Raw genomic sequence first — 21474 nt, forward strand, 5'->3', positions numbered from 1 at the left:
CTTAAGTATGGAGTGGCGCAAAGCTAAGCAGATTGGAATAAGGTTAAAGCAAGTTATAACTTACTTATTCCCAAGCCATATTCCTAAACTATTTGTTTAAACTGTATTCCTAAATCATCAGCTTGATATCTTGTTTAGTAACTTTCAATTGTGTAACTAAGACCTATGGGTTAGCTTGGCTTTTAACAGTGGTCATGAGGTTAGGCAGATGTTTGATTGGGTTGAAAAAATTGCTTTTAATGAGGCGAGCCCCTTAACGGTGCAGGCGCAAGATACGCAGTTTGGCTTTCACCGTAAACAGCCTGCTGTGATGGAGCACAGCCATTGGCATGGCCACATCGAAATTAATTACCTGTTTGATTGTTCTGCTGACTATTTAATTAACGGCCAAGAAATCACTGTCCCAGAGGGACGTATGATTATCTTTTGGGCGTCATTTCCCCACCAAATGACCGCTTCTCGCGGAGAAGGCGAGTTGGTTAACATCTATATCCCTTTACAATCTTTTCTCACTTGGATGCTGCCTAGCACCTTTGTTAGCCAGCTGCTGCATGGCGAGGTCATTGTGTCTGACAGTTTATATGCTTGTGACAAGCAGTTAACACAGATCTGGGAAACCGACATTAAGCGAAATGAGCCGCTGTTGACTAGCCAAGTGATTAATGAGATCCGTGGCCGCATTCGTCGCATGTCAATCGAGCAGTACAGCACCTTTGATTTAGCCAATAAAGTGAGTAAACGTGAGGATAGACCTGTATTTGGTGGCCTAAACCATATTCAAACCATGTTGCGTTATATTGCCGATAACTACGATCAAAAAATTACAATTGAAAATGTTTCAAGCTCAACGGGTTTGCATAAAAACTATGCGATGAAGTTATTTAATCGGGTGATGAAAGTGTCGATTAAGCAATACATTAATCAGCTTAGGCTACAGCACGCTCAAGCACTACTTATTGATACCCAAAGCCCAGTGCTTAATATTGCACTAGAGGCAGGTTTTGGCTCGGTTAGCCGTTTTTACGATATTTTTCAGCGCGAATTTGCCATGTCACCGTTAGAGTTCCGTCGTAAGGTGAGTGGCTGAGGTGATTTTTTAGGAAGGCTTTACGACTTTCTCGTAAGCGAACTTGAGAGTGTTCGTGTTTCAATCAGTTTCAATAACTTCTTTATTATTTTTAATGGTCTACAGATTTTGATTCAAAATTTTGATGGCAGTAACGAATAATAAACTGACTTGAATAACGCAAAACATACGAGAGTTTTATGAAAAAGCTATTTATCACCTCAGCCTGTGCTATTGCCATATTATCTGCCTGTTCCAATGACTCTCAAACTGCAAGTAATGCGAATGTTGAACGACAACCTGACGTATTGCCCGCAGCTGCGCAAGTACAAGACAACAAAGTGTTAAATGGCTTAGCCGCGACCTTAACGGACCGCTGGCAGTTAACTGACAATGGTTTGGTTTGGGATGTACAAGATAGCCATGAAGATCATATCGAGATGAGTGGCGAACAAACATCTGCCATTATCTATTATGGCAGCGATATTAACGGGAACTTGAGCTTAACGCGAAAGCTGGTGTGGCCTATGCTGCGCACCATTCCAAATGATACTCATGCGAGTCTTATTCATGATTTTCCGTTATCTGTTTCGCCGTCTATTACCGTTAATGAGCAGAGTATTACGCAAGAGAAGCTTAAACAGGCTCGTATCGATGGGCGCCTGTCGTTGACAAGCCTTATTGCTGAAGGTGTTGAGTTGACTCGTATCTTGTCACCAAGTACGACTCTGCCAGTAATGGTTGAAGCGTTGACCTTTGGTAATACTAGCAATGAAAGCGTAAAACTGAGCATTGGCGAGCTCGATTACCGCGTTGATACTCCAGCTGAAAATGGGGTATATGGTCGTTATCGTATAGAAGCGGCTAGCGACAAATCCGGAGTATTTGAATTAGCAGCGGGTGAGACATTAACGGTTTACCTAGAATTCAAAGCCACTAAAGCTGGGCAAAATCGCGAGTTTGACGCTGCAAGAGAACTTGAACTGCGTCAAGACTATGTGACGAGCTTGCATAACAACCTTCAATTAGTCACCCCCGATGAAAACATCAACAAGATGTTTGAGTTCGCCAAAATTCGTAGCGCAGAATCCATTTTTAGAACTAAGGGCGGTTTGATGCATGCGCCAGGAGGCGGTCGCTATTACGCCGCTATCTGGGCTAACGATCAGGCTGAATATATCAACCCGTTCTTTCCATTTTTAGGCAATGCAGTCGGTAATGAATCGGCAATTAATAGTTTCGAGCATTTTGCTCGCTTTATGAATGATGACGGCACAGCCATTCCATCTTCTATTATTGCCGAGGGGGATGATATCTGGAACGGTGCTGGCGATAGAGGAGACTGCGCCATGATCGCCTACGGTGCAAGCCGATTTGCACTGGCTTATGGCGATGAAGAGCAAGCTAGGGCGCTACTGCCTTTAATCGATTGGTGTATCGACTTTAGTTACGGCAAGCAAACAAGCGAGGGGGTGATTGCATCGGATAGCGACGAGCTAGAAGGGCGATTCCCAGCAGGTGATGTTAACCTAAGTACCAATATGCTGACTTACGGCGCGCTGATCTCATCGAGTTATTTAAATGAGGAGCTTGGGCGTACAGCGATTGCCACAGACTACCAGTTACGAGCCAAGAAGCTGGCACAAGATATCGAAACTTACTTCGGTGCAAATGTTCAAGGCTTCGATACTTACCAATACTATCAAGGTAACGACAAGTTAAGAGCTTGGATTGCACTGCCATTTTCATTTGGAATTTTTGACCGCAAAGATCAAACCTTAGCGGCGGTATTATCGGAGCAGCTGTGGAGTGAAGATGGGATCTACAGTGAGGCGGGCAATAAGACTTTCTGGGATAGAGCAACACTCTATGCGTTTAGAGGTATTTTTGCGGCTCAAGAGACCGATACGGCAATGCGCTACTTTAAGTATTATTCACGTAAGCGTTTGCTCGGCGAGCATGTACCTTACGCCGTAGAAGCTTGGCCTGAAGGCGACCAGCGCCATCTATCTGCTGAGAGTGCGCTCTATGCTCGAGTCGTCACTGAGGGGATTTTTGGTATTGAGCCAACAGGCTTTAAACGTTTTGACGTCGCGCCTTATTTACCTTCAGGCTGGAATAATATGTGCTTGAAGCATATTCGCGCGTTTGAGAGTAATTTCGATGTCTGTGTGAGTCGTGTTCAAGACGCAGATAAAGGCTTTAGCATCACCATTGAGCAGCAGCAAGGTGAGTTGCAGCAGATTAACTGGGACGGACAATCACCTATCAGCGTTAGCCTATAAAGACGGTAAACAGATGAGGTTAAGTCGTAATGACTTAACCTCATCACCATAAGGCTTTGCACTCCCCTTCGACTCTATTGACTCAAGCTTGCCTACGAGACCGCTATGATTATCCATCCCTATAAATTTGCAGCATTTTTTTTGTTTATTGCCAGTTTTCCCCTTGTGCTATCGATTCCGGTTAATGCCGCTAATCTAGCTCATTCCGCTGAAAACACGGTGGCATACACCTTAGCCTCACCCAATGGGCAACTGCAATTACGTGTTTCTCAAGACGCTGAATCAGGAGTTCATTACTCATTAACCGTATCCGGTAAGCCCGTTTTGCAAGATGCCGTCGCCGACATAGTGATTCAAGGCATGCAGGCTAATTTATCTAAGGCAAAACTTGTTGATATGGCGCGAACGAGTGTCGATCGTCAATTACAGCCCCATGTACAGCAAAAGTCTAAATGGGTACATGAGCAATACAATCAATTGGCATTCACTTTTGATAACCAGCTTACACTCACTTTTAGGCTCTTTGATCAAGGTTTAGCCTACCGCTTTAGCACTGAACAGCGGGGAGAGCTAGTGGTGATGGCTGAAACGGTAGGGATTAATTTTGCTGCTGATCATTCGGTACTGTTTCCCGAAGAATCCAGCTTTATTAGCCATAATGAACGTTTGTACTTACCTAAAAAGTTATCTGAAATTACGCCTGAGCAGTTTGCTAGCTTGCCGCTGCTTGTTGACGCTGATGCCGGTATCAATGTCAAAGGTATTAAACTCGTTATTACCGAAACGGGCTTGAGGGATTACCCGGGGCTATGGCTTGAAGGCAGCAACGCATTAGGCTTTAACGCTCGCTTTGCCAATGTCGTGCTTGATAGTGAACTTAAACAAGACTCTGATAGAAATGAGAATATCCTCAAGCGCGCAGACCATCTCGCTAAGAGAGAGTCGATAGAGCTTGCACCTAAAGCGGGCGTATTTCCTTGGCGAATTTTTGCCATTAGCCAAGCTGATGCTGACTTGCTCACTAACGAGTTGTCGTACTTATTAGCAGACGAGTTAGCGATTGACCCTACATGGGTGAAACCCGGGCAAGTGGCGTGGGATTGGTGGAACGCTAATAATGTGTTTGGCGTCGATTTTAAAGCCGGGATTAACACTCAGACCTATAAGTACTATATCGATTTTGCAGCCAAATATGGCATCGAGTACATAGTATTGGATGAGGGATGGCATCATTTAGACAGCGTGTTAAATGTTGTCGATGATATCGATGTTAAAGAGATTATTGCCTACGGTAAGAGTAAAAACGTCGATGTGATCCTCTGGGTGATCTGGAAGACGTTAGACAATGAACTTGAGCAGGCATTAGCACTATTCGAGCGGTGGGGCGCTGCGGGCATAAAAGTCGACTTTATGCAGCGAGACGATCAAGCCATGGTCAACTATTACTGGAAGATTGCTGAGCAGGCCGCTAAGCATAAACTCTTGGTCGATTTTCATGGCTCGTATAAGCCAGCGGGTCTACGCCGTGCTTACCCAAATGTGATCACTCGAGAAGGCGTGCGTGGTCTTGAGCATAATAAATGGGCCGATTACATCACCGCCGAGCATAACTTAACTCTGCCGTTTATCCGCCAGCTTGCGGGCCCAATGGATTACACTCCTGGTGCGATGGTGAATGCTCAACCCGATAATTTCAGGATTAATTTTAATCGTCCAATGAGTAAAACCACAAGAGTGCACCAGATGGCGATGTATGTGGTGTTTGAAAGCCCATTGCAGATGCTCGCAGATACACCGTCTCATTATTTGCGTGAACACGAAAGCACTGAGTTTATCACCCGTGTGCCAACGGTATGGGATGAAACTAAGGTATTGTCTGCCAAAATAAGTGATCACATTATTATCGCAAGGCGTTCAGGTAAACAGTGGTTTATCGGTGTAATGGGTAACTCAAGGCCACGCGAATTTACCTTGGACTTGAGTTTGCTCGGATTGAACGAGTCACAGCAATATCAGATGAGCAGTTTCGCCGATGGCAATAACGCCGATAAATATGGCAGTGATTATCAAACTAAGACTGAAACGGTGACAGCAAAGAGTGCAATAAATATTACCCTTGCCCCCAGTGGTGGATGGGTGGCGCACTTAACGCCGCGTTAATCAGTTTATGTATTAGAAACAAAAAGGGAAGCGCTAGCTGTGTCATTAACAGATTAGGCTTCCCTTTTATCGCTCTATTTATCGCAGTTTAGCGTTTACAAGATAAAGGTTGCGACCTTTGAGTTGAGGTTGTCGGCTCTATCTTTTAGTGCTTGCGCTTGATCCAGATGTGCTAATGCTGACTCAGTAATGTCATCTGTCACATCTTTAATCGCTACCGTGTTTTGGGTGATTTCATTAGTCACCTGAGTTTGCTCCTCGGCTGCAGTTGCGATTTGGCCTGCCATATCTGAAATCACATTAACCGCTTGAGTGATCTCCTCTAGTGCATGGGCCGCGGCATTAACATCAGTAACACTGTCACTGGCAAGCCCTTGGCTACTTTCCATTAATAACACCGCTTTTTTGGTGGTGTTTTGCAAGGTTTCGATAGTGGTGTAGATCTCTTGTGTTGAGTCTTGAGTTCGACGTGACAAGACTCTCACTTCATCGGCAACCACGGCAAATCCTCGGCCTTGCTCACCCGCGCGAGCGGCTTCGATAGCTGCGTTTAATGCCAATAAGTTAGTTTGCTCAGCAATGCCTTGAATGGTTGTTAAGATGCCTGAGATAGCTTGTGCATGAAGATTTAATTCGCCAATCACATTGGTCGCTTCACCGACTTCGTTTGCTAACGAATTAATCGTGCCGCGAGTTTTGTCGACTAAGTCTTTGCCTTCTTCACTGCTGGTGGCAGATTGCTGCGCCGCAGTTGCGGTATTTTCTGCGTTGGCGGCGATCTCATGGGTAGCACTGGCCATTTCTGTCACGGCAGTAGCAACCATAGCCACTTCTTGTTGCTGGCGTTGTAACTCGTCTACCGTGGTTTGATTGGTCACTAAGCTGTGTTGGGCATCGCTATCTAACTCATTGGCGAGTTGTCGAATATGGCTTATCAGTTGGTGTTGGCTGCTTACAAAACGGTTAAAACTTGTGGCTAACACACCGACTTCATCCTGAGTATCCACTTCAATACGCTGGGTTAAGTCGCCATTACCGTCAGCAATATGGGCTAGTGCTTGGGAGACGCGGCTCAATGGCGCGAGCAGAATGCTTAAGAACCACGAGATGGCAAGTACACTAAAAAGCAGCGCAAGTGCTGACAACCCAAGTTGGGTCAGTAGTAATTTGCTTAGCGGTGCTTCCAAGGTTTCTTTATCGAGAACAAAAATAAGCTCCCAATCAGTATTGGGGACTTCAGAGCCCCAAAGTAACTTGTCACGTCCCTCACTTTCAAAGTAAAGCGGTAACAAGCTACCCGCTTGACGACTTTTAGACGCAATTTGAGCATTAAGCTCGCGGTCAATATTTTGTATGGGTCCCATGGCTTTTGCATGGTCTTTATAAGCGATAACAGTGCCATCTTTATGCATCATGATGGCGTAGCCTTTTGCAGGCAATTTCATGTTGTTAACGCTATCTACTAGGCTAGCAATCGATAAGTCGCCACCGACTACGCCACCTTTAGCAGGCTGCGCCATTGTCACCACTAGAATATTGTAGGCTACATCGATATAAGGTTTCGTTAAGATGGGGCGCTGTTTAGCCATGGCTTGCTTATACCAATCACGGCTACGAGGATCATAGCCTGTACGGTCGATATTCGGATCGGAATCTAGCATTAATCCCGTTTGTGAACCGAAATACGCCAGCTCGAAAGGGGCCGAAAGTTGAGCCTGCTGCAGTACATTTAAACTATCACCGTCAATTTTTGTCGCGGTAGCATTAATAATGGTTTGACGATCGGCTAGCCATTCATCAATTCGAGCCGCTTGCTGCTCGCCAAGCTGCCTGACCTGGTCAGCGCTGCTTTGCAGTAGTAGCTGCTTTTGGCTGGAAAAACTTTGCCATGATAGCAGTCCAATTACGATGGAAAAGGCTAACACAACAGAGATAAGTATCTTTTTCTTGAGCGAATAGGAGTTCATATTAAGGTCTAATTTTACACGTTAGGTGAAGTTCAGGCTGGTAGGGACACTAGCGCTCTGATGAGTCGTTAACTGAAAGTTAACTACTCGTTTTAGCTATTTTCGCATATAAGACCAAGAGTAAATAGCGTGAAGCGTCTAATAGTGTAAAAAAATTACACAATTAGACCTGTTTAACACTTTATATAAAGGAGGGGCGAAAATAAAACTTAACGGCTTGACAGCATCTTTAGCACATAAAGCATAAATTCAGACTTTAATTGCCAGTGCTATGAGTGCTTGTGGCTTGATTGTAATAGCGCTTGTACGGCGTGGTAACGTGCTGGTAGTTCACGGTTGCGTTTATAAACCAAGTAAAGGGGCTCAGTCACGGCAGAATGCGGGCGATGGACATACAGCAGTTCTTTATCTGCAAAGCTATCAAATGCGCTTTTTGGGAGTACGGTAAACCCCAGTCCTTGAGAGATTGGCACAAGGATTTGGCTTAGCTGATTGACATAGCTTGTGGTAGGTAAAGTCTCAATATTGAGCTCTGAAAACTCAGGATTTGCGCATTGGTCAAAATAACGTGATAGGTAGTGCGCAGCGTCAGGGTGCGCTACAACACCACATTGCAATAGGCATTGAGTATCAACGACTGTATTTTGATACTGTTTTGGCATGATAAGACAAAGGGGCTCATGGCCTATCGCTTCATAATGGAACTCACTTACGCTAGGGATTTGAGTGACCACGCCTATGTCGACAGCTCCTTCGGTTATATCTTTAAGTATTTTATAGTTTGGCGCCGCTTCGATATAGGTCGATAGTGCAGGGTGTTGCTGTTGTAGGGTTAGCAACTTGGGATAATATAACAGCGCTAAAGCACCTGAGCACGATAGACGGCATTGTCCTGAATAGGGATCATCAAAATCTAGGCTTTCTAGCAACTCATCTTCTTGAGCCGCCACTTTTCGCGCATATTCGTAGACCTGACGCCCTTGTTCGGTAATTTCAAACTGTTTATTAATACGTTTGATAAGGGAATGGCCACAAGCTTGCTCAAGCTTTTTGATCTGCTGACTGACACCAGGCTGAGTCATGTACAATTTCTCAGCCGTTTGAGTAAAATGGCCAATATCTATCAGTGTTTTAAATGTTTTTAACCAAATTGGATTGAGCATAAAGATCTCCGACCTTGATGTATATTTTGCGTTGAGCTTGGCTTGGTGCGCCGAATACTAATTGTCAATTGAATATAGTTGCTTGAATGTAGCTCATAGAATGCTAATCATTAACCGAGTGAATAGTAGATAGGCGACCGCTATGTTAGTTGGCTAAGTACAAACTAATGATAACGTAATATTATTAAAATTATGAAGTGTAATCATTTTAAATTTTTAACTGAGTCTTTAGCTGTATAAGAGTTTGTAGTTTGTAGTTTGTAGTTTGTAGTTTGTAGTTTGTAGTTTGTAGTTTGTAGTTTGTAGCTCTAGCACTAGTTTGAATTTATTGATTGAGGCTCGGCTATAGTCGCAAGCGCTGTAATGAAAGATTTCAGTGCGACACTCTAACAAGCGTGCTAGCTAGGATTAGTTTAGTTATCTAGGTAGTTATCTAGGTAGTTATCAATTTAGTTATCTGGTTAGTCGCATGCAGGTGCTGTTATTGCGTAGCGTTTCTGCCTCGATTGAGCCGATACGTTATTTGCGCTGAGATAATCATCAGAGCTGTTTTTTAGGAGCTAAATGCGCCTTTTTAGGAATGACTATTAAGCCTAACTAGCTGAGCATAGGGTATTTAAACTTTACTATTATTCTTGGTCATGACGCAAATACCCCATGTACATTTTGATCCTAGCGAGCACTCTCATCGCCGATATAACCCATTAACATCTCAGTGGGTGTTACTCGCTCCTCATCGTGCAAAGCGTCCTTGGCAAGGACAGGTTGAAGCGCCAGCTCTCTCAGCGTCCCCAAGTCATGATCCTCACTGTTTTTTATGTGCAGGTAATATTCGAGTTAACGGCGAAACCAATCCTGACTATCAATCCACTTTCGTGTTTAAAAATGACTTCTCAGCTTTAGTGCCCGATACGCCGCAAGCGAGTGTTGATGATCCGCTATTTAAATTTAGCACCGAGCGAGGCGAAAGCAGAGTGATCTGTTTTTCCCCCGATCATTCTAAAACACTTGCTTTGTTATCTGTTCCGGAAATTGAGCGGGTCATTAATACATGGCGTGAGCAAACTGCTGACCTTGGGCAAGACTATGCTTGGGTACAGGTTTTTGAAAATAAAGGTGCTGCGATGGGGTGCTCTAACCCGCATCCTCATGGACAAGTGTGGGCGCAGCAACAGCTCCCCAGTTTAATAGAGACAAAACAGCGAAATTTATTGGAGTATGAGAAGCAGTACGGCAGTAACTTATTAGCTGATTACGTCGAGAAAGAGTTAACGCGGCAAGAGCGGATTGTGGTGAGTAATGATGACTGGCTGGTGGTGGTGCCGTATTGGGCGGGTTGGCCCTTTGAAACCTTGGTATTACCTCGGTTTAATATTCAGCGTATGACAGAGATAAACGACACTACGCAAGCCTCGTTAGCGGAGATCTTAAAGCTGTTAACAACCTGCTACGACAATCTATTTCAGTGTTCATTTCCTTACTCTATGGGGTGGCAGGGCGCACCATTTGATGGCTGTGAACATACAGAATGGCGCCTGCACGCTCACTTTTATCCGCCATTACTTAGAAGCGCTAGCGTTAAAAAGTTTATGGTTGGCTATGAGTTATTGGCTGAAACTCAGCGTGATATCACCCCAGAGCAGGCGGCAATGCGACTACGGCATGCTAGTGGGGCCCACTACACGTTGGATTGCAATTAATGCCAAGCAGCCAAGCAGGTAAATAAATAAATAGGTAAATAGAGAAGTAAGTAAATCGATATTAAGTTAACGCGGCTTATACTGATTGCAATTTTTGTCGTACACAAAGCCACTTGCAGCCAATTTTTGCTCTAGTAGTTCACTTGCAATATCAAGATCATAAAACAGCGCCTGGCGGTCTTTGCAGTTTAAACGTAGGTGCTCATTAGCAATGCCGACTAAGATCTCGCCAGGTAGCGTATCGAGTTTATCACTGTTCATCTATTTACCTTAAGCACATATGCTCACAAGTTAAGGGGCAACAATTTAGGGTCATAGCAAAAGTATGTGCCGTTAATGGCAGATTTTCCAATACAGATATAGAGTGAGGGGGCTTCGACAAAATGAGGCAAAAAAAAGCAAGCCTTAATAAGGCTTGCGAAAGTGATACAGGTGAGGAACAGATTACATAATGTTCCATCAAGCTTAAGTGTTTATTAATTAACGTAGCGTTTCCTCACGATTAATTGTGATTAATCTATCGAGGATGTGCTCACCATCCATTCGAATCCCATTGTGTTCATATTCTGAAGTCAGCCAATACTTAAGGTTACCGATTTTCACAGCGGTTTCTAGGCTGTACTGCATCTCTACAAACATATCTTCACTATAAATAGCAGCGGTAACGGGGACTTGATTATTTGCAAGTGTGTCGGCTTGGTAAATGGTTGGCCAATCCTGTTTTTGTGCCAGAAGCTTCGATGCTTGTTGCAGGGGTTTTAGGTTATTAAACTGCTCAAACATCCATGGGTAGATCATCTCGCCGGTAAATAAGAAAGGCTTTTCGCTGCTGTAGTTGAACTCAGGGTACTCCGCTCTCACTCGGTGAGCGGCCCAGTTAGACGCAGTTTGTTGGCAATAGATAGACTCATGTAGCAGTGCAAATATTGGATTGGTGTTGTAATCAAGCAACTGACAAAAATGCGCGAGGAACAGCGGATTAACTTGTGTACCCGATGCCGTTTCTATCAACGCCTGCTCTAGCAGGTAATAGATGCTCTCAGGGCCTTGCTCCATGCCAATATTGATCCCGAGCAGCTGCAACATCTCGACAGTAAGGCGCTCGCCAGTGGCTAAGGTTACTGGGTTTGCTTGGATATGACAGGCTAGGTTTTTAATCAAGTCTTGTGCATCGCTAAAGCGCTTAAAAAAGTCTTGGTTTTTTGCAAGTACCCGTTTGTAGGTCGCTTGATAAACCTCATCTGGACTGCGAGTCAGTGACGGAATGCCACCCGTGATATAGGCTTCAGTTAAGCCTTCAGGCGCATCATTTAAGTACTTAAGTACACAAAAACCACCAAAGCTTTGTCCTAGAATGGTCCACTTCTCATTATCGGTGAGCCGTTTACGGATAGACTCAGCATCGCGAATGATATTATCGGCTCTAAAGTGGCTCAGGTATTCGGCTTGTTCGCTGGCAGACAGATGCGCCAAACTGGCATAGCTTACTGGCGTTGAAAGGCCTGTACCTCGTTGGTCGAGAAGCAACACGCGGTACTCTTTAAGAGCCCGCTTGATCCAGCCACCATTCGCCGCGGGGCGCACGGCGCCAAACCCAGGTCCGCCTTGAAAGAAAACAATAAAAGGTAAGGCTTTACCCTGATTGTCTGGACTTGAGAGCTCACGGGCAAATATTGAAATTTGCTCGCCATCAGGTTCTTGATAGTTAAGTGGTAAACGAAATTGATGTTTACGGGCAATCATGCCTGCAAGAGTGAGTTGGGCTGAACATTCAGAAGTCATCGAGTCGACCTTTTATAAAGAGTTCTTGTTAGGTTATAACTTAGGATTGCTATGTCAGTTTTGCACTGAACTGACAGCGAATGAGTGTTGACGATTGTATACCAAAAATTATGACCAATGCAGTGTTTATCCCGCAGGAAAGATAAAGCGACAAACGGAGTTAGGATGGGGCAAAAATTTAATGCAGATTTTGTGAGCGTTAGAGCAAAATATCCTAATAATAGATAGTCGAAAAGCCCAACATGGCGTAATCTTTATTCATTCACAGCGAAACATAGAGCCTTAGGTGATTATCGATGAAGTATCAGTTAATACCCGTCACCCCATTTCAGCAAAATTGTAGTTTAATCTGGTGCGAGCAAACCATGAAAGCGGCTGTGGTCGATCCCGGTGGTAATATTGAACGTATTCTAGAGGAAGCTGCTAAAAACAAAGTGGTGGTGGAAAAAGTATTACTGACTCATGGTCATATTGATCATGTTGGTGCGGCAAAATTATTAGCGGATCAACTGAATGTGCCTATTATTGGCCCTCATAAGGCTGACGACTACTGGCTCGACAGTTTGCCGAAACAAAGTCAGCACTTTGGGTTTGTACATTGTGACGCCTTTGCACCGACACAATATCTTGAAGAAGGTGACCAGGTTAGCGTGGGTCAGCAAGTACTCAATGTGATCCATTGCCCGGGTCATACTCCAGGACATGTGGTGTTTTTTGCTAAAGACAGTAAAACAGCTTGGGTCGGTGACGTTTTGTTTAGAGGTTCTATCGGCAGAACCGATTTTCCATTATCAAACCATCAAGATTTAATTGAGTCGATAACGACAAAGCTTTGGCCTTTGGGTAATGATGTGCAGTTTATTCCTGGCCATGGTCCATTATCCACGTTTGGGGATGAACGAGTACAAAACCCATTTGTTGCCGATCAATTATTTGACTAACGGTAGCATCAATTTGTTGTTTGCGTGAGTCAGTTCTACTTTGCAATCGGTCTAATATCACCGAGTTGAAAAGCGCCTTTAGGCGCTTTTTTATTGGCTATTTCATCCAGACTACAACCAAGGCCTAAGGCATAAGCCATATTTTGAATATTTTATATTGGTCTGTTTGTTTACCTTGTTGTAGCGTTAAATTAGTTTTTTTACTACAAAACTGGGCTTGTTGTGCACTTTATCGGCAAGCAAACCGGATAATTGGCGCTAGATCGTGTTTTTTTACATATAAAAAAGGTAATTTAGATCACCTGATAGTAACTCACTTGCTGTAAGTGGGTTAACGGTAAAGAGGTAAGCTATGGAAAATCGTTGGCAGATTGCTATTTCAGCAGGATTACTTGCAGCTATTTGGGCCGGTGTGGCAGATGTACTACATCTTGTTACCTGGATAGGTTTTCTAAGCTGTAGCACCTTCTTTGCCCAGACTCATGCCGGCGTAAAAGGCATGTTGATGGCCATGGCTACCAATCTTTCTGGGGTTTTCTGGGGCTGGTTAATTATTTCAGGGAGCAGCTTCTTTGTCTCGCCATTACTGGGTTACACCTTAACGGGGATCGCAACGGCAGCAATGTGCTTGCAGGCTAGCCATCAAAAACTGGCATTTATCCCCGGCGCATTTATTGGCTGTTGTATCACTTTTGCCATGGGTGCCGATATTGCTGCCATCATTCCGCCATTACTATTGGGCGCGGTACTCGGTTACTGCATGAGTTTACTTACTGGCCAATTGATCAGTTTAACCAAGAAAATGCAGGGTAGTGTCACAGCTGAGGCCAATGAGTCTTAACAAACAGTCTGCTTTACGGTACATCAATAAATATAATAATAGTAACCTCTATGGTTCGGTGAAGAGCCGGACCGTACTTGAGGGTGGCTTTGGCCAAGGGAAGATAGAATGAAACAGATTAATTTCCGTAAGATTGACGCTCTGTTGATCAAATTAAGTCTAAATGGCAAATTTTGGCTACTTTGTACTATGGTGACACTGCTCAGTGTCACCGTCGCATTAACAAACTATCATCACAGTAAGCAGTTTATCGAATCCACCTCATTGGCACGCGCACAATCAAGCATTGATGCTTATGCCAATATCGCTAATGCAGAACAACTTACAGGCAGTTCGCTGAGCAAATTTGCACAAAAAGCGGGAATTGAAGTTAGCAATGTGCTATCGACTTCACGCCGTGGTGATATGCTTTTAGTCAGTGCACAAGTGGGTAGCAGCGCGCTAAGTCAACAAGTGCATGTAGGGAGCTGGGAGAAGCAGGCACTTTCACAAGCTAATCTAATGCTACTGCTGGCCTTTGTTGGGCTACTGCCCTTGTATCTTTTGAGTTATTGGGTGTCGACATCATTAGGTGGCGGGCTATGGGATATGTACATGGCGATTAAGCGACTTGCTGATGGTGACTTAACCCATAGACTTCACTTTTTCGGTAAAGATGATTTCAGCCTTATCGCCCGTGAAATTGATAGAAGTGCCGATAACATGAGTGAAATGGTGCAGGCGATTTCAAGCAATGTTCAAACCCTGAATAATGCAGCTGACGAGTTTACCCAGCAAGCGAGTCGCAGTGAAGAGTTGACGCATTTTCAGCATCAGTTTTTAGATACTGTAGCTGTAGCCATGTCGCAGATGACGGCTGCGGTGGAGGAGGTGTCTCATAGTGCATCTAATACCTCTGAGCAAACTCAGCAAAATGCGGCGCAAGCGGCTAATAGTCAAACTCAAATCGCTGAAGCGGTAACCCGTATAGGCGTGCTGACGAGCAAAATTTCTGAAGCATCGGCGTCAGTAGAGGACTTAAACCATGCAGCAACAGAAATTGGTGCAATGGTGACTACGATTAACGGCATTTCTGAGCAAACTAACTTACTGGCGTTAAATGCAGCCATTGAAGCTGCTCGTGCAGGTGAGCAAGGTAGAGGTTTTGCCGTTGTTGCAGATGAAGTTCGCACGTTAGCGAGCCGCACACAGCAAGCAACGGTTGAGATCCAGTCTATGATTGAGGGCTTGCAAATGGGCACGGGTAAGCTGTCAGACATTACAAATGAGATCGTCTCACAAGCTGACAAAGGTCGTGTAGCTATCGAATCAGTAGGCCATGACGTTGACAGTATGGCCAGTTCAATCAGTATTGTGTTTGATATGAGTTCACAAATTGCAGCATCGTCAGAAGAGCAAAGTGCAGCCTCTCGTGAGATCTCAACACAACTGAATGATATTCGCGGTCAAGCGGAAATAATTAAAGAAACCGCGCAAAGCTCGGTGAGTTCGGCCAGCAGCTTAGCGAGTTCATCAAAAGGACTTGAACAGATTTTAGGTCAATATACTTTGGTAAAAAATTAAGCTAACTCCTTTATTTTAATCATAAAAAAGCCAGCAGATTGCTGGCTTTTTTGTGAGGAACCAATTTGGTTTTTAACTAAAGGTGCTCCAGATTGGCGCGTGATCTGACGGTTTTTCGATACCGCGTAGATCATAATCCACATCTGATTCAGTTAGGCGTTGAGCCAAAGATTTCGTTGCCAAGACCACATCGATACGTAGGCCGCGATTATCGACAAAGCCTTTACTGCGATAATCGAACCAAGAGTAGCGCTCGCTGCGAGTCGGGTGAAGTTCACGGAAAGTATCGACTAGACCCCAATCCATCAGTGTTTTTAGCCACTCACGTTCCTCTGGTTGGAAACTACATTTCCCCGTTTTTAACCAGCGTTTAGCATTAGGCTCACCAATACCAATATCGAGATCGACAGGAGAGATGTTGATATCGCCAATAATAGCAATGTCTTCATCTGCATTGTGATACTCATTAAGGTACAGCATTAAATCTTTGTAGAACTTACGCTTAGCTGGGTACTTAGTCTCATGGCTGATGTTATCGCCTTGAGGAAAGTAGCCGTTGAGCACTGTGAGTGGACGACCATTTTCCTGCACAAAGGTACCCATTATCATACGACGCTGGGCGTCTTCTTCATCAGTAGGGAAACCTTTTTGAACCTTTGTTGGCTCTGCTTTTGATAGCATAGCTACACCATAATGGGCTTTGCCGCCATGGTAATGGACGTGATAGCCCATAGCCTCTACATCGGCCAAAGGAAACGCTTCATCGTGCACTTTTGTCTCTTGCAGGCCGATAATGTCGGGCTGATGAGTGTCGATGAGTGCTTGAAGTTGGTGTAATCTAGCTCGCAATCCATTGATATTAAATGAAACAATCTTCACTTGTCAGTCCTTTTTATTTACGGCAATACAAGTTTGTATGGCTTAACGATAACGCTTTCATACACACCTGCAGCAATATATGGGTCAGCATCGGCCCAGCACTGTGCATCTTCAAGTGAAGCAAAGTCAGCGACAACCAGCGAACCTGTGAAGCCTGCTTCACCCGGATTCTCACTGTCAATGGCTGGGTGTGGACCGGCAATCAACAGACGACCTTCGTCAGCAAGAAGCTGCAGGCGAGCTAAATGGTCTGCACGGACAGATAAACGTTTTTCTAGACTATTTTCAATATCTTGCGATGAAATCATGTACCACATTATTTGAGTTCCTTACGATCTTCTTCAGACATGTTTTTAAACAGATAGAGGACGGTTAACACAGTATTGATAAGTGTTAGCGCAGTCAAACCGAATACCTTGAAGTTAACCCAGGTTTCTTGTGACAGACTAAAAGCAACATAGATGTTAACCAGGCCACAAATGACAAAAAAGCTAACCCAATACCAGGTTACATGCGCCCATATTTTATCTTCTACAACCAATTCTTTTCCGAGCATACTCTTTAAAATTGGCTTATTCATTACCTGGCTTACACCCAGTGCGATGGCAAACAAGGCATAGACTATAGTGACTTTCCATTTGATAAATGAATCATCGTGCAAAATAAGTGTTAGCGAGCCAAATACCGTTACCATGACAAAAGTAATAAGATGCATTTTTTCAAGCTTCTTATATAGCATGTAACTGATGATAAGTTGTAGCGCAGTTGCCGCGATTAACGCGCCACTGGCAACGTAGATGTCGAAAAATTTATAAACAGCAAAAAAGATAATAAGAGGTAAGAAGTCGAGCAACTGTTTCATAGGGGCGTGTCAGTTTAAAAATTAATAAAAGTGAGGCTGAGTGTAGCATGCAAGCTTGCGAGGAAAAAGTGATAGCCGATAGCTTAAGTAAGCTTGAGCAACCGGGTTATAAGCTCTGTGAAGTGGTTAATATTAAGATTAATCTTGTCAACAGCTATTTACAATAATGCTAAGGTTATTTCGAGTTGAAGTTACCGCTGAAAATTTTGAATAATTCTATTGGCAATCTATTAGATCAAGGTTAAAGCTGTATCGGAACTTTATTTTAGAAAGAATGCTTTTTGCTCTTGAGTAATGTAGCCTAGATTATCACCTTAAGCTCAAAGTTACACAAAGGAATGTATATGAAATTAATTGGATGCACGGTGCTATTACTGTTATTTCCGCAAATGAGTTACGCCAAAATGGGCAACGAGAATCGCATTTATGGGGAAGTTTTGCAGACTGATATTTCCATGGATACGCCGAAAACCTGGCATCGAGAAGAAGTTAATGCACCGAACTATCCAATAGAATTTGCTCGAGCTAGAGTTCAAGGTTGCACCGTTTTGTCATTTGATATTACTGAAAATGGAACGACTGAAAATGTTGAAGTAGTAAGCTCAATTCCGAATAAGCACTTGGGTAAGTATTCTAAAAAACTGATTAAACGTTGGCGTTGGCAACAGATAGAACCGCAGCAAACGGCGATAGCTGAAAAGCGGGTGTTAAGATTCGATTATTGTCTTGGGGTTGAATCGGCTGAGGACTCTGCAGCGCAGTGTCAGCGTCAAGTGAAATTGAATTGTGGCTAAACTTACCCTATGCCGCAATAAACGTCACCCTAACTCAAGGTTAGGGTGACGGCATATTAACAAATTAAGCGATTATTTACGCATTAAGCCTTGATAGGTTTGACTTAAGCTAACCATTTCAACCGAAGGCACAATCACTTTATCTTCTAGTAGTAGATCTGCAACACTTTGATCGAACGAGCGATAATGTAGCTTGGTTTCAACACTATATTCCGCCACGCCAGTAGGCAGAGTAAACGGGTAGTTAACTGTTTTCGAGCCTTTGGCTGGAATCGTATTTTGTACTGAGAAGTTGGCGACCCTCCAAGGTTTATGTTCAGGCTTACCGTGAACATCTACAGAGGTGTCTTGAAAAACCACTGTACCTTCCGGTAATGCATTGTCTGCCGTTAATGAACCAGAACGCATGATCTCCTTACCGTTTACATCACGCACAATCACTTCTAGCCAGATCTGGCGAATAAAGGTGAGACTAGTCGGTAAGTCATGGCCTGCACGGCGATTGTGCACCGTCACTTCAAGTACTGGGGAAGTCACGGTTCCTGTGACTTCAGCATCTAAAGCTGCGGCTGTTTTTAAACGCTTAATTGCTTCATTTGCGTGAGCCTGGCCATTTTCAACACCCAGTAATGGAGCCAGCACAGCGTTACCACCAACAAAACCATGGTCGTGCACTAAGCTTCTAATCGGCCCACCAGATGCGGCTTTACCACCTAAACGGTGATCCACAAGCTTGTTTGCAGGCAGCATTTCATCAGCCACGCGCATGGCGGTTTCCACTGGCACCATATGGCAATCCTGACATTGGATGTCGGCAGCAGCGTAGGCTGACTTTTTCCATTCATCATAAGTATGTTCTAGCGCAAAGTTATCGTGAACAGGGTTGAACACATTATGACAATTGGCACAAAACTCTGATTTAGTATGCAGCTCAGAATACTCGGCTTTGTGGCCACGAGGCTTAGCGTCGTCAAATGGACCGCGTTTAACTTTGTCATTGGCGATAGCTAATGACGCATTACCGTGCTCACCCATGGCTGTGTGGGACATGTTGGTATCAACGACGCTATGACAGACTTCACAAGATACGCCTTGATTAGCAATTGCTTGGGTCGTGAAACCGCCAAACTTACCGGATTCAGATTTAAACTCAACGGTTTGGGTTACGGTACCTAGCACTGTGTGGCAACCACCGCATAGATTTTTGGCTGCCCCATTGGTTTCTTTTTCCCCCATCGCCCATTCAGCTTGAAACACAGGGTCGATAAAGGCAATGGAGTGCATAGAGCCTTGCCAGCCTTTCCACTGCCGAGGGTGGCAGCCTTTGCAGCTTTTAGCGTCGCGCCATTGTTTTAACTCCGGCTTTTTATCACCTTCAACACTCAGATATGAAGGTGCAAATTCCATCTCTTTTTCGGCATGAGCTAGCAAGGGCATAGTACTCAGTAGCACTAATGCTAGGTATGTCTTTTTCATTTTTATATTTACTCTATAACAAGGGTAATGATTTGATGGCTCAACCTCGCTTAACTGATGAGGACGTTGAACCTGGTAAGAACCATTAATGGCGTAACAATAATAAGTGATTTATAGCGCTGGAACTGTCGATGTGAACATGTAAAGTGGTTGAAATAGCTGGTATTTGTTGAGTGTGTTCAAAAAAATGTATAAATGGGTTTACTTAATTAGTCGAATCGTTTTTTTGATTTTATAAGGAGTAAAAGGCCTATTTAATATGCGTGTAAATGGTTGCGGCTAAATGAAGCGGATAACCGATGTTTCTCTGTTAATGTTTAATATAAAAGTGTGGGTTTTTAAGTCGGTTTAGGCGCTTGAGTTGGAGTAAATGACTAAAAACCGGATTAAAGTCACCTTTACTGGATAAACTCAAGTATCATATGCCCATGAAAGATGAAAATACCACAGACATTAAATTGGTTGACTTGCACAGCCACACGACCGCATCCGATGGTCAATTAACCCCATCAGAATTAATAGCACGCGCGATAAGTAAAGGCGTGCATATGTTTGCCATTACCGATCACGATACGACAGAGGGCTTGAAAGAAGCCCATGACTTTAATCAGTCTCATGAAACCCCATTAGAGCTGATTAACGGTGTTGAGATCTCAACCCGTTGGAATAATTTTGATATTCATATCGTTGCACTCAATGTAGATATCGATAATGTCGAGTTGGCCGCATTTTTATTTAACCAACGTGAGTTACGATCAACACGGGCCCAAGAGATTGGTGAGCGTTTAGCCAAGGCGGGTATTGAAGGCGCTTATGAAGGCGCAAAAGCTTATGCGGGTGATGCGGCGATTAGTCGTGGCCATTATGCTCGTTGGCTCGCTGAAAAAGGTTATGCTACTAACACTGCCAATGTATTTAAAAAATATTTAGCGCGCGGTAAAACGGGCTATGTACCTAATAATTGGGGTGATATGGCCAGCGCGATTGAGATAATTCATCAAGCGGGTGGGGTATCGGTATTGGCACACCCGAGCGGTTATAAGTTGTCGGCTAAATGGCTTAAGCGTTTAGTACGTGAATATAAAGAAGCCGCTGGTGATGCGATTGAAGTGGTGCTTGGACAGCAGACTATAGATGATCGCAACAATCTCATTTCGCTCAGTATTCAAAATGGGCTGGCATGCTCGTTAGGCAGTGATTTTCATTTTCCAGGTAGTTGGATTGAAATCGGAAAAAATATGTACCAACCCCAAGGCGTGAACTGGGTTTGGCAATCAGAGAAATGGAAGGTAGTACAATGAGTCAGTTTTTTTATATGCATGAGGAAAACCCTCAAACCCGCTTAATTAGCCAAGCAGTGAATGTGATAAAAAGCGGTGGTGTGATTGTGTACCCAACCGATTCTGGCTATGCATTAGGTTGCTTAATTGGCGATAAAAACGCGATGAGCAAAATTGCGCGTATCAGGCAGATTGAAAATGATCATAATTTTTCGCTAATGTGCCGCGATCAATCAGAGCTGGCAACTTATGCTCGCGTTGATAATCAAGCCTATCGATTACTTAAACAAAATACACCAGGACCTTATACGTTTATCTTTATGGCGTCAAAAGAAGTGCCTAAGCGTCTTCAAAACCCAAAGAAGAAGACAATTGGTATTCGCGTTCCTAATAATGTGATCGCACTCGCGCTGCTTGAAGCGTTAGGTGAGCCATTAATGTCAACCAGCTTAATTTTGCCAGGACAAGAGTTTACAGAGTCTGATCCTGAGCATATTCGCGACATCCTAGAACATCAGGTCGACTTGATTATTCACGGTGGCTACTTAGGTGAAAAGCCGACGACGGTCATCGACTTGTCAGAGGGTGAAATAGAGGTGGTTCGTGAAGGTGCTGGCGACGTAACGCCATTCCTTTAGTTTGACGGCCGTTGTTGCCGTTATTAATAGAAACCATTAATAGCTGTACTGATAACGGCCTATAGCTTTAATCAACA

18 protein-coding genes are annotated in these 21474 nt (G+C 43.9%); 10 read left to right on the forward strand and 8 right to left on the reverse strand.

The annotated features are described in order from the left end of the window. The first annotated feature begins 208 nt into the window (after window positions 1–208). From ACVBJC_RS16730 to ACVBJC_RS16740, 3 genes are all read left to right on the forward strand, one after another. Window positions 209–1087: a helix-turn-helix domain-containing protein gene (locus ACVBJC_RS16730; RefSeq protein WP_447162047.1), complete on the forward strand. Its 879-nt coding sequence runs from the start codon at window positions 209–211 to the stop codon at window positions 1085–1087. Window positions 1088–1266: 179 nt separating this feature from the next. After that, window positions 1267–3351: a hypothetical protein gene (locus ACVBJC_RS16735; RefSeq protein WP_447162048.1), complete on the forward strand. Its 2085-nt coding sequence runs from the start codon at window positions 1267–1269 to the stop codon at window positions 3349–3351. 105 nt (window positions 3352–3456) lie between these two features. Further along, complete coding sequence (locus tag ACVBJC_RS16740; protein ID WP_447162049.1) at window positions 3457–5511, forward strand: glycoside hydrolase family 97 protein; 2055 nt, start codon at window positions 3457–3459, stop codon at window positions 5509–5511. A 95-nt stretch (window positions 5512–5606) separates the two neighbouring features. On the opposite strand, the gene ACVBJC_RS16745 is transcribed toward ACVBJC_RS16740, so the two are convergent. Both ACVBJC_RS16745 and ACVBJC_RS16750 read right to left on the reverse strand, forming a co-directional pair. Then, the gene (locus tag ACVBJC_RS16745) at window positions 5607–7478 is read right to left on the reverse strand and encodes a methyl-accepting chemotaxis protein (RefSeq protein WP_447162050.1); all 1872 of its coding nucleotides are present in this window, start codon (window positions 7476–7478) and stop codon (window positions 5607–5609) included. Window positions 7479–7747: 269 nt separating this feature from the next. Beyond that, the gene (locus ACVBJC_RS16750; protein ID WP_447162051.1) at window positions 7748–8641 is read right to left on the reverse strand and encodes a LysR family transcriptional regulator; all 894 of its coding nucleotides are present in this window, start codon (window positions 8639–8641) and stop codon (window positions 7748–7750) included. A gap of 641 nt (window positions 8642–9282) precedes the next feature. On the opposite strand from ACVBJC_RS16750, the gene ACVBJC_RS16755 reads away from it, so the two are divergent. Then, window positions 9283–10341 (forward strand): UDP-glucose--hexose-1-phosphate uridylyltransferase, encoded by a 1059-nt coding sequence (locus tag ACVBJC_RS16755; RefSeq protein ID WP_447162052.1) that lies wholly within the window; start codon window positions 9283–9285, stop codon window positions 10339–10341. A 66-nt stretch (window positions 10342–10407) separates the two neighbouring features. On the opposite strand, the gene ACVBJC_RS16760 is transcribed toward ACVBJC_RS16755, so the two are convergent. Together ACVBJC_RS16760 and ACVBJC_RS16765 are read right to left on the reverse strand one after the other, a co-directional pair. After that, window positions 10408–10602: a DUF4250 domain-containing protein gene (locus tag ACVBJC_RS16760; RefSeq protein ID WP_447162053.1), complete on the reverse strand. Its 195-nt coding sequence runs from the start codon at window positions 10600–10602 to the stop codon at window positions 10408–10410. Window positions 10603–10821: 219 nt separating this feature from the next. Then, window positions 10822–12123: an alpha/beta fold hydrolase gene (locus tag ACVBJC_RS16765; RefSeq protein WP_447162054.1), complete on the reverse strand. Its 1302-nt coding sequence runs from the start codon at window positions 12121–12123 to the stop codon at window positions 10822–10824. Between the two features lie 296 nt (window positions 12124–12419). Between ACVBJC_RS16765 and ACVBJC_RS16770 the strand changes: the two genes are divergently transcribed. The 3 genes from ACVBJC_RS16770 (at window position 12420) to ACVBJC_RS16780 (ending at window position 15468) form a co-directional block, all read left to right on the forward strand. Then, entirely contained in the window at window positions 12420–13064 is a 645-nt protein-coding gene (locus tag ACVBJC_RS16770; protein WP_447162055.1) for an MBL fold metallo-hydrolase, read from the forward strand. Between the two features lie 352 nt (window positions 13065–13416). Beyond that, entirely contained in the window at window positions 13417–13905 is a 489-nt protein-coding gene (locus ACVBJC_RS16775; protein ID WP_447162056.1) for a DUF1097 domain-containing protein, read from the forward strand. 108 nt (window positions 13906–14013) lie between these two features. Continuing rightward, window positions 14014–15468, forward strand: coding sequence for a methyl-accepting chemotaxis protein (locus tag ACVBJC_RS16780; protein WP_447162057.1), 1455 nt, complete (start codon window positions 14014–14016; stop codon window positions 15466–15468). A 72-nt stretch (window positions 15469–15540) separates the two neighbouring features. On the opposite strand, the gene xthA is transcribed toward ACVBJC_RS16780, so the two are convergent. From xthA to ACVBJC_RS16795, 3 genes are read right to left on the reverse strand one after another with little or no spacing between them, the layout of a single operon-like run. After that, complete coding sequence (gene xthA / locus ACVBJC_RS16785) at window positions 15541–16347, reverse strand: exodeoxyribonuclease III (protein WP_447162058.1); 807 nt, start codon at window positions 16345–16347, stop codon at window positions 15541–15543. 17 nt (window positions 16348–16364) lie between these two features. Continuing rightward, window positions 16365–16664, reverse strand: coding sequence for a YciI family protein (locus tag ACVBJC_RS16790; RefSeq protein ID WP_447162059.1), 300 nt, complete (start codon window positions 16662–16664; stop codon window positions 16365–16367). Next, window positions 16664–17209, reverse strand: a complete 546-nt coding sequence (locus tag ACVBJC_RS16795; protein WP_447162060.1) for a septation protein A — start codon at window positions 17207–17209, stop codon at window positions 16664–16666. Before ACVBJC_RS16795 ends, ACVBJC_RS16790 begins: the two co-directional genes overlap by 1 nt. A gap of 344 nt (window positions 17210–17553) precedes the next feature. On the opposite strand from ACVBJC_RS16795, the gene ACVBJC_RS16800 reads away from it, so the two are divergent. Beyond that, complete coding sequence (locus ACVBJC_RS16800; protein ID WP_447162061.1) at window positions 17554–18003, forward strand: energy transducer TonB; 450 nt, start codon at window positions 17554–17556, stop codon at window positions 18001–18003. A gap of 72 nt (window positions 18004–18075) precedes the next feature. Here ACVBJC_RS16800 and ACVBJC_RS16805 read toward each other — a convergent pair whose 3' ends face one another. Next, a complete protein-coding gene (locus ACVBJC_RS16805; RefSeq protein ID WP_447162062.1) occupies window positions 18076–19479 on the reverse strand; it encodes a multiheme c-type cytochrome in 1404 nt (467 codons plus the stop codon). A gap of 422 nt (window positions 19480–19901) precedes the next feature. Here ACVBJC_RS16805 and rnm point away from each other — a divergent pair, with 422 nt between their 5' ends. Both rnm and ACVBJC_RS16815 read left to right on the forward strand, forming a co-directional pair. Beyond that, entirely contained in the window at window positions 19902–20780 is an 879-nt protein-coding gene (gene rnm, locus ACVBJC_RS16810; RefSeq protein ID WP_447162063.1) for an RNase RNM, read from the forward strand. Continuing rightward, the gene (locus ACVBJC_RS16815) at window positions 20777–21397 is read left to right on the forward strand and encodes an L-threonylcarbamoyladenylate synthase (protein ID WP_447162064.1); all 621 of its coding nucleotides are present in this window, start codon (window positions 20777–20779) and stop codon (window positions 21395–21397) included. Before rnm ends, ACVBJC_RS16815 begins: the two co-directional genes overlap by 4 nt. Window positions 21398–21474: the final 77 nt, after the last annotated feature.

This window comes from Shewanella sp. 0m-6 (genome assembly GCF_052977325.1).

Bases quoted from the DNA above. Each gene is read 5' to 3' on its own strand.
- ACVBJC_RS16730 (WP_447162047.1), top strand. From the start codon at position 209: ATGTTTGATTGGGTTGAAAAAATTGCTTTTAATGAGGCGAGCCCCTTA.
- ACVBJC_RS16735 (WP_447162048.1), top strand. From the start codon at position 1,267: ATGAAAAAGCTATTTATCACCTCAGCCTGTGCTATTGCCATATTATCT.
- ACVBJC_RS16740 (WP_447162049.1), top strand. From the start codon at position 3,457: ATGATTATCCATCCCTATAAATTTGCAGCATTTTTTTTGTTTATTGCC.
- ACVBJC_RS16745 (WP_447162050.1), bottom strand. From the start codon at position 7,478: ATGAACTCCTATTCGCTCAAGAAAAAGATACTTATCTCTGTTGTGTTA.
- ACVBJC_RS16750 (WP_447162051.1), bottom strand. From the start codon at position 8,641: ATGCTCAATCCAATTTGGTTAAAAACATTTAAAACACTGATAGATATT.
- ACVBJC_RS16755 (WP_447162052.1), top strand. From the start codon at position 9,283: ATGACGCAAATACCCCATGTACATTTTGATCCTAGCGAGCACTCTCAT.
- ACVBJC_RS16760 (WP_447162053.1), bottom strand. From the start codon at position 10,602: ATGAACAGTGATAAACTCGATACGCTACCTGGCGAGATCTTAGTCGGC.
- ACVBJC_RS16765 (WP_447162054.1), bottom strand. From the start codon at position 12,123: ATGACTTCTGAATGTTCAGCCCAACTCACTCTTGCAGGCATGATTGCC.
- ACVBJC_RS16770 (WP_447162055.1), top strand. From the start codon at position 12,420: ATGAAGTATCAGTTAATACCCGTCACCCCATTTCAGCAAAATTGTAGT.
- ACVBJC_RS16775 (WP_447162056.1), top strand. From the start codon at position 13,417: ATGGAAAATCGTTGGCAGATTGCTATTTCAGCAGGATTACTTGCAGCT.
- ACVBJC_RS16780 (WP_447162057.1), top strand. From the start codon at position 14,014: ATGAAACAGATTAATTTCCGTAAGATTGACGCTCTGTTGATCAAATTA.
- ACVBJC_RS16790 (WP_447162059.1), bottom strand. From the start codon at position 16,664: ATGTGGTACATGATTTCATCGCAAGATATTGAAAATAGTCTAGAAAAA.
- ACVBJC_RS16795 (WP_447162060.1), bottom strand. From the start codon at position 17,209: ATGAAACAGTTGCTCGACTTCTTACCTCTTATTATCTTTTTTGCTGTT.
- ACVBJC_RS16800 (WP_447162061.1), top strand. From the start codon at position 17,554: ATGAAATTAATTGGATGCACGGTGCTATTACTGTTATTTCCGCAAATG.
- ACVBJC_RS16805 (WP_447162062.1), bottom strand. From the start codon at position 19,479: ATGAAAAAGACATACCTAGCATTAGTGCTACTGAGTACTATGCCCTTG.
- rnm (WP_447162063.1), top strand. From the start codon at position 19,902: ATGCCCATGAAAGATGAAAATACCACAGACATTAAATTGGTTGACTTG.
- ACVBJC_RS16815 (WP_447162064.1), top strand. From the start codon at position 20,777: ATGAGTCAGTTTTTTTATATGCATGAGGAAAACCCTCAAACCCGCTTA.